Source organism: Streptomyces sparsogenes subsp. cuspidosporus, assembly GCF_039532705.1.
GTDB classification, from domain to species: Bacteria; Actinomycetota; Actinomycetes; order Streptomycetales; family Streptomycetaceae; genus Streptomyces; species Streptomyces sparsogenes.
In genome coordinates this window covers 34446-47390 of sequence record NZ_BAAASD010000015.1, presented here as the reverse complement: position 1 = coordinate 47390, position 12945 = coordinate 34446, and the positions used below count along the sequence as shown (strand labels likewise).

Here is a 12945-nt window from a genome sequence, read left to right as displayed (position 1 = left end):
GCCGGGCTCGACCTCGCCAGTCGCCGGGCGCGGCCCCGGTGCCCGCTGGGCCGGGTGCGCGAGCGGGCGCCCGGGGAGCCGTCCGCTCAGTGAGCGGTCCATCCGCCGTCCATGGCGAGCGAGGCGCCGGTGATGAAGGAGGCGTCCGGGCCACAGAGGTAGGCGACGGCCTCGGCGACCTCCTCGGGCTCGATGAGCCGCTTGACCGCGGAGTCGGCCAGCATGATCTCGGAGACGACCCGCTCCGGGGAGATGCCGTGGGCGGCGGCCTGGTCGGCGATCTGCCGCTCCACCAGTGGGGTGCGCACATAGGCGGGGTTGACGCAGTTGGAGGTGACCCCGTGGGCGGCGCCCTCCAGGGCCACGACCTTGGAGAGCCCTTCCAGCCCGTGCTTGGCGGTGACGTACGCCGCCTTGTAGGCCGAGGCGCGCAGTCCGTGCACGGAGGAGATGTTGACGATCCGGCCCCAGCCCTGGGCGTACATGTGCGGCAGCGCGCCGCGCACCAGCCGGAAGGGTGCCTCCAGCATCACCGTCAGGACCCGCGAGAACACCTCGGGCGGGAACTCCTCGATGGGACGGACGAGTTGCAGCCCGGCGTTGTTGACCAGGATGTCGATGCCCGCGGCGGCCCGCTCGGCGGCGTCGAGGTCGGTCAGGTCGAGCACCCGCGGCTCCACCCGCCCGGGCAGCCCCGGCTCCTTCTCGGCCCGGGCCGCCAGCGCGGCGAGCCCCTCCGCGTCCTGGTCGGACGCCAGGACCGTGGCCCCGGCGGCGGCCAGCCGCAGCGTGCAGGCCCGGCCGATGCCGCCGGCGGCCCCGGTGACGAGTGCGGTACGGCCGCTGAGGGCGGGGGCGGCCCCGGCGGCGGGGCCCGGTGTGGTGGACGCGCTCATGAGGGGCAGGCTAGGCGCCGGCGGGGGCCCGACCGATGTGTGGGCGGCACACACTTCACTCCGGAAGGGTGGGGTCGAACCATGTCGGGCCCTCGGCGAGCGCCAGTTTGATCCGCGTCAGCGCGAACTCGTCCAACTCCGGGAGCGCGTCGAGCGAGAACCAGCCCACGTCCAGCGACTCGTCGTCGTTGACCCGCGCCTCGCCGCCCACCACGCGGCAGCGGAAGCAGATGTCCACGAACTGGCACACGTCCTGGTTTGGGTAGGTGACCGGCTCCATGCTCTGGACGAGCAGGATGCGCTCGGGCACACAGCGCACCGCCGTCTCCTCGTACACCTCGCGCACCACCGCCGCCGCGGGCTGCTCGCCGGGCTCGGGGATGCCGCAGACGAGCGCCCAGCGGCCGGTGTCGGCCCGGCGCCCGAGCAGCACCCTGCCCTCGTCGTCGAGGACGACGGCGCTGGTGCCGGGGAGAAAGAGCAGTTGATGACCCGCGGTGGCCCGCAGCTCTCGGATGAAGTCGGGAATGGCCATGCGCCGAGGCTATCGGGCCGGGCAAGCGGCCCAGAACACCCTTTCCTTCACAGCCGCATGCCCCCCGCACAGCCGCCACACATCTGCCGCATCGTTTCTGCGCAACATATACACATATCCGGTCCCGGTCGCTACCGTATCCGTCCTGGCCCGCATGCGGCCTCCGGCCGCTCCGCGGGCCTCCCGGGCCCCGTCGACGGCCGGCCCGGCACGCGGTGCCCGTCACGACTCGGGGGGTCGAACGGGATGGCGTCTTCAGCGGCACAGCCTGTCGTACGGGAACACCACAGCGCGCCCGACATCGCGGGCGCCGCGATCCTCGGCTGCTGCGCCGTCTGGGCCCTGGTCTGCGCCGCGGGCCGCACCGCCCGGCCCGAGGGCGTGCTGCTCGCCGTGCTGGCCGTGGCCGCCGGCTACGCGTGCGGCAGGATCGCCGGATCGCTGCTGCCGGTCGCGTCCGCCACGGCCGCCGCGCTCGCCGGCCTCGGCCTGGCCTGCACGGTCCCGGGCGGTCCCGGCGGCGCGGGCGGCCCGGGCGGGGCCCACGCGGCGCAGTTCACGCTCGCCGTCGGGGCGGCCTGCGGCGCCGCCTGGGCCGCCCGGTCGCCCGTCGTCCGACTGGCCCTGCGCCTGCTGGCCGTGACGATCACGGCGATGGCGATGGCGGCCGGATCCACCGCGGGGTGCGTGGCCGGTGCCCTGGTGTTGCTGTGCTCGCTCGCCGCGGCCCGGGCCCGCCACCGGCTGCCGGGACTCGCCGCGATGGCACTGGTCGCGGCGGTGGCCGTCGCCGGCTGCTGGGCCGTGGCCGTGGACGCCCTCCCCGGCGGGCTCTCGGCCCCCGTGCGCGACCGGCTGGGCGACCACCGGGTGGGGCTGTGGCACGACGCCGCCCGGATCGCCGAACAGGACCCGCTGCGCGGAGCCGGGCCCGACCGGTTCGGCGAGCTGAGCCCGACCGTCCAGGAGTCGGCCGCCGTGGGCGACACACCGCGGTCGGCCCCGCTGCAACAGGCCGCCGGTCAGGGCCTGCCGGGGCCGGCCCTGCTGGGCGCGGCCTTCGGCTGGCTGCTGTACGCGTTGTGGCGCTCCCCACGCCCTGCCCCGGCTGTGCTGACGGCGGCCGCCGCCCTGACGGCGCTCGCCGTGGAGTCGGTCCTCGGCGACGCGCTCAGCTTCCCCGAGGTGACCGCCGGGGCCGGCCTGATCGCGGGGCTGGCCACGGCGCGGCTGCCGGAGGCGGTCCCGGGCCCTCTCGCGGGCGAACCCCCGGCCCTGGGCCCGATCCCGGCGGCCCACTGACACTCACCTCGTCGCGGAACACTCCCGTATCAGGGCCGCCAGCCGGTCGAGACCGGCCTCGATGGTCTCCGGGGTGAGCTGGCTCAGGGACAGCCGGATCTGCTCGTACCCGCCGTCGCCCCCGTAGAAGTGGGACATGGGGGTCCACAGCACCCCGTGCTCCTTGGCGGAGTACTCCAGCAGCGCGTCGTCCGCCCGGAAAGGCACCGTCAGGGTGAGGAAGAACCCGCCGGTGGGGGTGTTCCAGGAGATCCGGGGCCCCCGCTCCGCATCCCTGGGGAAGCGGCGGGCCAGCCCCGCGAGGACGAGGCGCAGATTGCGCTGGTAGACCTCGATCTCCCGGCGGTTCGCGGCCGGCAGGCTGTAGTCGTGGGCCACCAGCGCCCCGCCGACCACGGCCTGGGACCAGGGCGAGGTGTTCACCGTGAGCATGCTCTTGATGGTGGAGAGGTGGTCGGCCAGGAGCGAGGTGCCGCCGTCCTCGTCCACCACGCGCTGATCGGCGACCGCGTAGCCCACGCGGGCCCCCGGCAGCACCGTCTTGGCGAACGAGCCGAGCCGGACCACCCGCCGCCCGGTGTCCAGCGCCTTCAGCGACGGCAGCCTGCCCTCCCCGGCGAACACCCCGTACGCGTTGTCCTCCAGCAGGAGCAGATCCTCCGCCTCGGCCACCCGCAGCAGCTCCCGCCGCGCCTCGAGATCCAGGCTGATGCCGGTCGGGTTGGCCACATCCGGCACGATGTACAGGGCGCGTGGCCGCAGGCCCGCGGCGCGGGCCTCGGCGATCCGCACGCCGAGGTCCTCGAAGTCGATCCCCCGGTCGCCCCCGCGCACCGGGCGCACGGGCAGGTCGACCAGGCGCGCCGCGCCCGTCAGCCCGACGTACGTGGGCGAGACCGCGAGGACGACGTCCCGCGGGCCGGTCCGCAGGGCGCGCAGCACCAGGAACATCGCCTCCTGGCAGCCGACCGTGATGACGAGCGAATCGCTGGAGACCGAGATCCCCTCGTCGACCTCCAGATGCCTGCCGACCAGCTCGTGGATGATGCCCTTGGTCCGGCCGTACTGAAGGACCGTCCGCTTCGCCTCCGCCTCGGTCATGCCCCGGTCGCGGCGGAGGTGGTCGATGAAGACGTCCACGTAGCGGTGCACTTCGGCGAAGTCCAGGAACTCCTCGCTCGGCCGCCCGGCCGCGAACGAGATGGCGTTCGGAAACCGGATGGCGACCTCGTTGAGGAAGTTCATCGAGGCCATCGCGGGATCGGCGAGCGAGCCGTGCAGCCGCGACAGCCGCATGTCGTGGACATCGGCCCCGCGGACGCCGGGCTCGTGGACATCTGGCTTGTGGACATCAGGCTCGGGGACATCAAGCTCGGGGACGCCGGAATCGGTCATTGGTGCTCACCCCCACAGTGGCATGGCATGGTCGTCGTCCGCAGTCGGGCAGCGGCGGCCAGGTCGGGGCAGCCCGACAGCGCCATGGCGTGCCGGAACTCCTCCCCCAGCAGCGACAGCACCCGCGCGCACCCCGCCTGGCCGCCGGCCGCCAGTCCCCACAGGACCGGCCGGCCCAGCAGCACTCCGGAGGCGCCCAGCGCCAGCGCGCGCAACACGTCCGCCCCGCCGCGTATCCCGCTGTCGACCAGCACCTGGCAGCTCTCCCCGAAGGCGCCCTCGACCGCCTCCACGACAGCGGGCAGCGCCACGGCCGAGGGCGCGGCCCCGTCCAGCTGCCGCCCTCCGTGGTTGGACACCACCACCGCCGCCGCCCCGAGCTCGGCCGCGCGCAGGGCGTCGGCCGGGTGCGACAGCCCCTTGAGCACCAGGGGCAGCCGGGTCCGCTCCCGCAGCCACTCGACGTCATGCCAGGTGAGCGAGGGCGCGAACGCGGAAGCGGTGTGGGCCGCCACGGCCGAGCCGCCGTCGACTCGCTCGTGGGCACGGCTCATGCCACCGCCGTCCAGGTTGGCCGCCCGGATCGTCGGGGGAAGCGCGAAGCCGTGCCTCATGTCGCGCAGCCTCCGGCCCATGACCGGCACGTCCACGGTCAGCACCAGCGCCTCGCTCCCGATCGCCTCGGCCCGCTGGACCAGGTCGAGGACGGCGCCCTTGTCCCGCAGCCAGTAGAGCTGGAACCAGGTGGTGGCGCCGGTGGCCGCGATCTCCTCCATGGGGACGCTGCTCAGCGTGGACACCGTGTAGGGCAGCCCGCTGTCCGCCGCCGCCCGCGCGACCGCGAGCTCCCCCTCGGCGTGGAACAGGCGCTGATACGCGATCGGCGCCACGGCCACCGGCAGCGCGGCCGGGCTGCGCACCAGGGAGCAGGCCGGGTCGCAGGAGGACACATCGGTGAGCACCCGGGGCAACACCGCGACGCTCGCGAAGGCGTCGCGGTTGCCGGCCAGCGTCCGCTCCCGCTCGGCACCGCCCTCCAGCCAGTCCCAGAGCTCCTCGCCGAGCGCCGTCCGCGCGAGATCCGCGAAGTCGGCCACGGAGAGGGCGGCGGCGAGCGGATCGGAGGACTCCGCGCCCATGTGGGGGGACTCCGTGCCCACATGGTCGTCCGATCCCTGGCCGACGGTGCCCACGTGGTCGTCCGATCCCTGGCCGCCGGTGCCCACGTGGTCGTCCGATCCCTGGCCGCCGGGGAGCGTCGTCACTCCGCCTGCCCCTTCGCGGCGCGCTGCAGCTCGATCGCCTCGTAGAGCGCCCGGATGTTGTTGCTGCCGAACGTACGGGCCCGGATGCGCTCGATGACCTCGAAGAAGAACGTCCCGCGAGGGTGTACGGAGCGGGTGAATATCTGGAAGAGCTGACCGTCGTGGTCCTCGTCCACCAGCACACTCAACTCCCTGAGTCGGTCCACCGAGTGGCGCAGCGGCGTCAGCCGAGCGGTGAGCAGATCGTAGTACGTCGACGGGGTGCTCAAGAAGGGCACGCCGAGGCCGCCCATCGCGCCGACGCTGTGCGCGATGTCCTCCGTCGCGAAGGCGACGTGCTGCACCCCCGCCCCGCCGTGGTCGGCGAGGAAGCTCTCGATCTGCCCCGCGCGCGCCCCCGGCATCGGCTCGATCAGCGTGAAGGTCAGCTCGCCGCCGCGGCTCTGCACCACGGCCGAGTCCATCCCCATCGGGCCGACTTCGATGCGTTCCTTGAAGACCACCGGCATGGCGAAGACATCGGTGTAGAAGCTCGCGGTCGAGGTCAGCTCGCCCAGCGGGAGACACACCGCGAAGTGGTCGACGTTCAACAGCCCGACCGGATCCCCGGCCGTCAGCGGGCGTGGCGCGGGCAGGCCGGGAAGTCGGTCCGCCGCCCCGCCGGGGCGCCGCTCCACCAACGTGTGGACCACATCCCCGAAGCCGGCGACCGCCGCGGTCACACAGCCGTCCTCGTCCCGCGGCGGCGACACCTCCACGGCCCCGCGGGACAGCAGTTCGGCGTGCGCGGCGCGCGCGTCGGCCACGCGCAGAGCGATGTCGGCGACCCCGTCGCCGTGGCGCTCGACATAGCTCCGCGCGGGGTGGTCACCGGAGAGCGCCTGCGTCAGCAGCAGTCGGATCCGGCCGCGCCCCAGCAGCGCGGAGCGGTGGTCGCCCCGGCGGCTGCCGCGGGTCGGCGGTACGAGGACCTGGAGTCCGTAGCCCAAGGACAGTTGACCGACCGTCGCCTCGAGATCGGCCACGAAGAACTCGATGTGGTCCAGGACGGGATCGGCGGCGGGGGTGGCGGAGGTGGAGGTGGAGGATATGTCGGGAGTGTCGAGGGTGGCGCCGTCAGACATGGTGAAATGCGCTCCTTGATTCCTGCAGGATTCCTTGGAGTTGCTCCGACTGGTCTCGCGCTGGTCTCGGTTCCGGAAAGTATCAGGAAGTTCGGAGGTCGACAGAGAACAAGGCCACCACGGATGCCGGCTCGGCGTTCGAGCCCTCCTCCGTCACCACGATGGCATCCACGTCCCGAATGGTCGAGAGCCGGTGGGCGACGATGTCGGCCCCGCCGGGTTCGCGGACACATTCCCGCTGCCCGGAGTCGGTTCCCGGGGCCGCGACTCGGAGCTGGGAACCGTACGTTCCTCTCGACGTGGCCGCCGCCCCATCCGTACGGGCGCTTCGCCGACCCCGAGCGGGCCTGACACGGCGTGGCTGGACCTCTTGCCGAAGCACCAGGCAAATAAGGCAGTTTGAGCGGCAGGATCCGGCAAACCGTGGACGTCCCGGCAGACTTGGTGCATACACTGCGCCCACGTGGGGTTCCGGGAGCGGTCGACGCCATAATCGGCGTTTCCTTGTCCTGGAGAGAGAATCCCGTGGAGGACGAGTCCGGACCGGCAAGAGGGGCTCATCCAGTGCCTGATCCTCGCTCGAGTGGAGGAAACCCATGACCAACCCGTTCGAAGACCCCGACGGCAAGTACCTGGTACTCGTCAACGACGAAGGCCAGCACTCCCTGTGGCCGGCCTTCGTGGAGGTGCCCGCCGGCTGGGTACCCGTGCACGGCAAGGACAGCCGGCAGGCGTGCCTCGACTACATCAACGAGCACTGGACCGACATGCGTCCCCGAAGCCTGGTCGACGCCATGAATGGTGCGTCCTCGTAACACGTCTCGGCTTCGCGGGCCGATCGGGAATCCGGCGGAGTCCCACCCGCCGAGGGGGCCAGGCGGTGAGTGAGCCACGGCCTGGCCCAGCCGGTCGAGCCGGACGGCGGAGAGCCTCGATCTCTCCTGACCGGCTCTCCCGGATCGCCCGCGGTCTATTGTGCTTCGAGCACCGAGAAGTATGAATTCGGAATCGGGGTCACGCCGGAGAGGGTGAAACCGGACTCGCCGAGCAGGGTCGTGAATTCCTTCGCCGTTCGTTCACGACCGCCGGTGAGCACCATCATACCGATGTCGCTCCAGCGGCTGGGGTGCCATTCGTGGTTCTCCGGCACGAGCATTTCCACGATCAGCAGCCGTCCGCCGTCCCGCAGCGCTTTCCTGCTGTTGCGCAGAATGGTGATCACTTGGCTGTCCGTCCAGTCGTGCAGCACGCTGCACAGCATGTGGGTGTCGGCCCCTGACGGCAGTGCTTCGAAGAAGTCGCCTTTCTCCAGCCGGCAGCGCTCTCCCAGCGAGCGGATGTGCTCGGCGTTCCCGACCATATCGATGACCGAGGGCCGGTCGAAGAGAATTCCCTTGACGTGATCGGCTTCGCGCAGAATGCGTTCCAGCATGAAGCCGTCGCCGCCTCCGATGTCCATGACCACGTCCGACTGCCGCCAGTCGGGCGTCGCGGAGAATTGTCCGTACAGCCGTCCGGTCCGCTCCCTCATGCGGCGCAGGAAGGCCCGGTCGGCGTCGCCGTCGGAATTCTTGTGGCCGAAGAAATCCCCGCCGTGGACGCTGTCGAAGACCGAGCGCCCGCTGCGGATGGTTTCGATGCCGTGGAGCCAGGCCCGCTGGGAGTCGGCGTTCAGCACGGATTCGCGGACGCTGTCGGGGGCGTCCGCGCGGAGGCGGTGTCCGGTCTCGGTCAGCCGGAAGGAGCGGGCCGGGTCCTCCAGGAGCACGCCGACCGAGACCAGGGCGCGCAGCAGGCGGTAAAGGGCCTCGGTGTCCGCGTCGGTGGCGGTGGCTATGTCCTCGACGGTCATGGTGTCGGCCGCGAGAACCTCGGCGATCCCGAGTTCGGCCGTGATGCGCAGTACGTGCGGCAGCACGGCCACACAGCTGTCGTCCGCCAGGGCCAGGTAGTCCGCGAGCACTGCTTCCGGTGTGAGTGCGCTCATCTGCCGACCTCTCTCGTAACGGTTTCGTTCGTATCCGGACCACATGGGGCCGGGTGGTACGGGGCCGAACGGGGGAACGGCCCGGAAGGTCGTACCTTCCGGGCCGCTGATGGGTTTCGGCTTAGGCCTGGGAGGCCCCGGCCGTGATGCCGCGCAGGCGGTCGCGGATCACCCGGACCGCGGCCTCGGCGTCGTCCACCGTGACGGTGAAGATCCGGCCGTCGCCGAGCCGGACCACCAGGCCCTCGCCGCGGCGCACGATCACCGCGGTGCCCTTCTCCGGGCGCCAGCGGTAGCCCCAGCCGCCCCACTGGCGTGGGGTGACCCGGGGGGCGAAGTCCGCGTGGACCACGTCGTTGAGGGGGATGCGGCGCCGGGGCAGGCCCATGTGGCCGCAGCGCACCTCCAGGGCCTCCTCGTCGACCCGCACGGCCACGTGCACGAAGGCCAGGGTGCCGAAGAGCATCAGCAGGCCGGCCGCGAGGCAGCCGATCACGGACATCAGGAGCGGGGCCAGGCCCGAGGTCCAGGGGGAGTCGACGGCCAGGTCGATCCCGAGCGCCACACAGGCGGCGCCCCCCGCGGCCAGCAGCCACTGGGCGCGATTGTGCGCGCGCCCGGTCCAGACCGCGGGTGGCCGATGGGCCGCGGCCCGCTCGTCGTGCTCGTCGCCCTCACGGTGGTGCCTCATAGCTGGCAGCGTACTCACGTTCCGCTACCCCGGCAGGGGACTGCGAGGGTTCGGTCGCCCCCCCCGCCGGGCCGGGTCAGCCGCGGGCCAGGGGTTCGCGCGCCAGCAGGCGGCCCTCGGTGTAGGCGAGGGCGACATCCGGGAGGGCGGCCTCGCGGCCGCTGAGGATCACGGTGAGCCGTCCCTCGGGGAGGGGCGTCGGGGCCGGGGAGGCGGGGGTGGTGCCGATCCGGCGCAGGGCCTGGGCGGCGACGGCCCCGGCGGAGCCGTGGAGGGCGATCGGCGGGGCGCCGGCCGGCTGGACGGCGGCCCGGATCCGGTCGGCGACCAGCTCGTAGTGGGTGCAGCCCAGGACCAGGGCCCGGATGTCGCGGGGGGTGCGGGCCGCGGCGTCGGCCACGGCGGCGTCGATCGCCGCCGAGTCGGCCCACTGGACGGCCTCGGCGAGCCCCGGGCAGGCCACCTCGGTCACCTGGACCCCGTCGGCGAAGTCGCGGATGAGTCGGCGCTGGTAGGGGCTGCCCGTGGTGGCGGGGGTGGCCCAGATCGCGACGGGTCCGCCACCGGCCGCCGCGGGCTTGATCGCCGGTACGGTCCCGATGACCGGCAGCCCCGGCTCGAACTCGGCCCGCAGGGCGGGCAGGGCGTGCACGGAAGCGGTGTTGCAGGCGATGATCACGGCGTCGGGGCGGTGCGCGGCGGCGGCGCGGACGCAGGCCAGCGCGCGCTGGGTGACGTCTTCGGGGGTGCGGGGGCCCCAGGGCATGCTGTCCGGGTCGGAGGAGAGCACGAGATCGGCGTCCGGCCGGAGCCGGTGCACCGCGGCCGCTGCCGGGAGCAGGCCGATTCCGGAGTCCATGAGCGCGATCTTCACCCGGTCACTTTAATGGATCGGTCCGATGCTCCCTGCGACCGGGCCCCCGTTCGGGCAGACTGCCACGGTGGACGCGCTGATGTGGACGGCCGTGGGATCCCTTGCCGCGTGGCTGTGGCTGCTGCTGGGCCAGGGCTTCTTCTGGCGTACGGACGTACGGCTGCCCCGCGGCGACGCGCCCGGCCCCGGCGGCGGCGCCCCCGCCGGTTCCGGCGACGCGGCCGGGACCGCCGGGGGCGCCCCCGGCGGTGAGGAGTGCTGGCCGTCGGTCGCCGTCGTCGTGCCGGCCCGGGACGAGGCCGCAGTCCTCCCGATGAGCCTGCCGTCGTTGCTGGCGCAGGACTATCCGGGGCCGGTGGAGATCTTCCTCGTGGACGACGGCAGCACGGACGGCACGGGCAAGCTGGCGCGTGCCCTGGCCGAGGAACACGGCGGGCCGCCGCTGACCGTGGACTCGCCCGGTGAGCCGCCGCCGGGCTGGACGGGCAAGCTGTGGGCGGTGCGCCATGGCATGACGCTCGCCGCGGCCCGCCCGGACACGGAGTATCTGCTGCTGACCGACGCGGACATCGCGCATGAGCCGGACTCCCTGCGCGAGTTGGTGCGGGCGGCGCGCGGCTCCGGGCTGGATGTGGTGTCGCAGATGGCGCGGCTGCGGGTGGTGACGGTGTGGGAGCGGCTGATCGTGCCCGCGTTCGTGTACTTCTTCGCGCAGCTGTATCCGTTCCGGTGGGTCAACCGGGCGGGGGCGCGGACGGCGGCGGCCGCGGGTGGGTGTGTGCTGCTGCGGCGGGAGGCGGCCGAGCGCGCCCGGGTGCCCGAGGCGATCCGGCACGCGGTCATCGACGACGTGGCGCTGGCCCGCGCGGTGAAGCGGAGCGGCGGGCGGATCTGGCTGGGGCTGGCGGACCGGGTGGACAGCGTGCGGCCGTATCCGCGGCTGGGTGAGCTGTGGCGGATGGTGTCGCGCAGCGCCTATGCGCAGCTGCGGCACCAGCCGCTGCTGCTGGTGGCCGCGGTGGCGGGGCTGGCGCTGGTGTATCTGGTGCCCCCGGCGGCGCTGGGCGCGGGGCTGGTCGAGGGCCGCCCGGGACTGTGGGCGGCGGGCGGCGGCGCGTGGGCGCTGATGGCCGCGACGTACGTGCCGATGCTGCGCTACTACCGGCAGACGCTGTGGCTGGCCCCGCTGCTGCCGGTCACGGCGCTGCTCTATCTGCTGATGACCGTGGATTCGGCGGTGCGGCACTGTCAGGGGCGCGGCGCGGCGTGGAAGGGGCGTACCTACGCCCGCCCCGGCGCCGCGCCCTGACGGGCCGTCTCACTTGCGGCCGGGTGTCCAGTTCATGCCCCAGCCGTACGCGTGGTCGAGGGTGCGCTGCGGGCTGACACCGCGCTCGGGCACCAGGTAGCGGGCTTCGCGCTGGACCACGAGGTCTCCTCCGGTGTTGGTGATCAGCGCGAGGGCGCAGACCGGGGAGGGGACGGTGCACTCGTCGAGCGAGAAGTCGATGGGCGCGCCGTGCTGCGGCTGCAGGGTCACCGTGGCGTTGAGGTTGGCGAAGCTGCGGGCGCCCTCGTAGATCGTGACGAAGACCAGGATGCGGCGGAACGCGCTGATGTGGTCGAGGTTGATGGTGAGGTTCTCGCCGGACGCCCGGGCGCCGGTGCGGTCGTCCGCGTCGAGGTGGATGAACGGCGGCTGGTGCAGCGAGCCGAAGGTGTTGCCGAGCGCCTGGACCACGCCCTTGCTGCCGTCGGCGAGTTCGAACAGCGCGCCCAGGTCGAGGTCGAGGTCTCCGTGCATGGCGATGGCCTTGCCGAGCTTGTGGCCCCAGCCCTTGAACTGTTTGCGCACCTGCCAGTTGAGGTTCACCCGCATGGCACCGGAGGTGCCGCCCTGCTTGGCGAGCGAGACGGAGGGGGCCTCCTTGGTCAGGGTGACCTTGGACAGGCTGACCGGGGCGGGAGCGGCGCCGGGGGGCGTGTGCGCGGGGGCCGGGGGTGCGGTGGCCGGGGGCGGCGGGAGCGGCGCGGCGGCTCCGGCGGGCGGCGGGGGCGGGAGCGGCACGGAGTGCGGTACGGGCGCTGCCGGGGCGGCGGAGGTGTGCTGGGGCTCGTCGACGCTGATGCCGAAGTCCGTGGCGAGGCCCTCGAGTCCGCTGCTGTAGCCCTGGCCGACCGCGCGGAATTTCCACGCGCCCTGTCTGCGGTAGAGCTCGCCGAGCACGAACGCGGTCTCGACGGTGGCGTCCTCGCTGTCGAACCGGGCGATCTCCGCGCCGCCCGAGGCGTCCAGCACCCGGATGCACAGGCCCGGGACCCGGCCGAAGCCGCCGCCGTCCGCCGAGGCGGCGAGCACCACGGTCTCGATGGCGGGCTCGACCCGGGCGAGGTCCACCGCAAGGGTGTCGGTCACGGTGTCACCGGCGGTCCGCTTGCCTTCGTGGCGCACGGCGCCCGAGGAGTGCGCCGGTTGGTTGTAGAAGACGAAGTCCGCGTCGGAGCGGACCTTTCCGGATGCCAGCAGCAGCGCCGAGGCGTCGACGTCCGGCACCCCCGGGCCGGTGCGCCAGCCCAGTTCGACCCGCACCGCCGACGCCGGAACCGGAACGTTGCTGCCTTTGCGCATCGCCATGCTGTCCCCCTGCCTTTCTGTTCGTCGGACCACCGGGGTGGCACCCGGCAGAAGACGATCCTGCCTGAGGTTCCGTCCGCTCAGCGGATCGCACCCCGGTAACCCCTGGAAAACGTGCTCTTTACAGGATCTCAACGTACCCTGGCGACCGTTTTTCCCGGGTTCGCTCGGATTGGGGAACCCCGACCGCTCCCAGCCGGTGAAACAACCCTCTTACCGGACTCCCCAATCGGCACATCGT

The 12945-nt window shown here is 72.9% G+C and carries 12 protein-coding genes; 3 read left to right on the top strand and 9 right to left on the bottom strand.

Annotated features, from left to right (window positions below):
• Window positions 1-86: 86 nt before the first annotated feature.
• Window positions 87-896, bottom strand: a complete 810-nt coding sequence (locus ABFY07_RS19450; protein ID WP_346175702.1) for a 3-hydroxybutyrate dehydrogenase — start codon at window positions 894-896, stop codon at window positions 87-89.
• A gap of 55 nt (window positions 897-951) precedes the next feature.
• Window positions 952-1431 (bottom strand): NUDIX hydrolase, encoded by a 480-nt coding sequence (locus ABFY07_RS19445; RefSeq protein ID WP_346175701.1) that lies wholly within the window; start codon window positions 1429-1431, stop codon window positions 952-954.
• Window positions 1432-1677: 246 nt separating this feature from the next.
• Between ABFY07_RS19445 and ABFY07_RS19440 the strand changes: the two genes are divergently transcribed.
• Complete coding sequence (locus tag ABFY07_RS19440; protein WP_346175700.1) at window positions 1678-2733, top strand: O-antigen ligase family protein; 1056 nt, start codon at window positions 1678-1680, stop codon at window positions 2731-2733.
• A 3-nt stretch (window positions 2734-2736) separates the two neighbouring features.
• Here ABFY07_RS19440 and ABFY07_RS19435 read toward each other — a convergent pair whose 3' ends face one another.
• The 3 genes from ABFY07_RS19435 to hppD all read right to left on the bottom strand — a co-directional run bounded on the left by ABFY07_RS19435 (window position 2737) and on the right by hppD (window position 6517).
• Window positions 2737-4128 carry an aminotransferase-like domain-containing protein gene (locus ABFY07_RS19435; protein ID WP_346175699.1) on the bottom strand — a complete coding sequence of 464 codons (1392 nt, stop codon included), beginning with the start codon at window positions 4126-4128 and terminating at the stop codon, window positions 2737-2739.
• Window positions 4125-5267 carry an alpha-hydroxy acid oxidase gene (locus ABFY07_RS19430; protein WP_346175796.1) on the bottom strand — a complete coding sequence of 381 codons (1143 nt, stop codon included), beginning with the start codon at window positions 5265-5267 and terminating at the stop codon, window positions 4125-4127. Before ABFY07_RS19430 ends, ABFY07_RS19435 begins: the two co-directional genes overlap by 4 nt.
• Window positions 5268-5389: 122 nt before the next feature.
• A complete protein-coding gene (gene hppD / locus ABFY07_RS19425; protein ID WP_346175698.1) occupies window positions 5390-6517 on the bottom strand; it encodes a 4-hydroxyphenylpyruvate dioxygenase in 1128 nt (375 codons plus the stop codon).
• A 596-nt stretch (window positions 6518-7113) separates the two neighbouring features.
• On the opposite strand from hppD, the gene ABFY07_RS19420 reads away from it, so the two are divergent.
• On the top strand, window positions 7114-7332 hold the full coding sequence (locus ABFY07_RS19420; protein WP_346175697.1) for an MbtH family protein: 219 nt from the start codon (window positions 7114-7116) through the stop codon (window positions 7330-7332).
• Between the two features lie 155 nt (window positions 7333-7487).
• Here ABFY07_RS19420 and ABFY07_RS19415 read toward each other — a convergent pair whose 3' ends face one another.
• The 3 genes from ABFY07_RS19415 to ABFY07_RS19405 form a co-directional block, all read right to left on the bottom strand.
• Window positions 7488-8504: a methyltransferase gene (locus ABFY07_RS19415; RefSeq protein ID WP_346175696.1), complete on the bottom strand. Its 1017-nt coding sequence runs from the start codon at window positions 8502-8504 to the stop codon at window positions 7488-7490.
• A gap of 121 nt (window positions 8505-8625) precedes the next feature.
• Window positions 8626-9195, bottom strand: coding sequence for a hypothetical protein (locus tag ABFY07_RS19410; protein ID WP_346175695.1), 570 nt, complete (start codon window positions 9193-9195; stop codon window positions 8626-8628).
• Window positions 9196-9271: 76 nt separating this feature from the next.
• Window positions 9272-10069: a glutamate racemase gene (locus ABFY07_RS19405; protein WP_346175694.1), complete on the bottom strand. Its 798-nt coding sequence runs from the start codon at window positions 10067-10069 to the stop codon at window positions 9272-9274.
• Between the two features lie 79 nt (window positions 10070-10148).
• Between ABFY07_RS19405 and ABFY07_RS19400 the strand changes: the two genes are divergently transcribed.
• Entirely contained in the window at window positions 10149-11378 is a 1230-nt protein-coding gene (locus tag ABFY07_RS19400; protein WP_346175795.1) for a glycosyltransferase, read from the top strand.
• 9 nt (window positions 11379-11387) lie between these two features.
• Here the strand turns inward: ABFY07_RS19400 and ABFY07_RS19395 are convergent, their stop codons facing one another.
• Window positions 11388-12704 (bottom strand): TerD family protein, encoded by a 1317-nt coding sequence (locus tag ABFY07_RS19395; RefSeq protein ID WP_346175693.1) that lies wholly within the window; start codon window positions 12702-12704, stop codon window positions 11388-11390.
• Window positions 12705-12945: the final 241 nt, after the last annotated feature.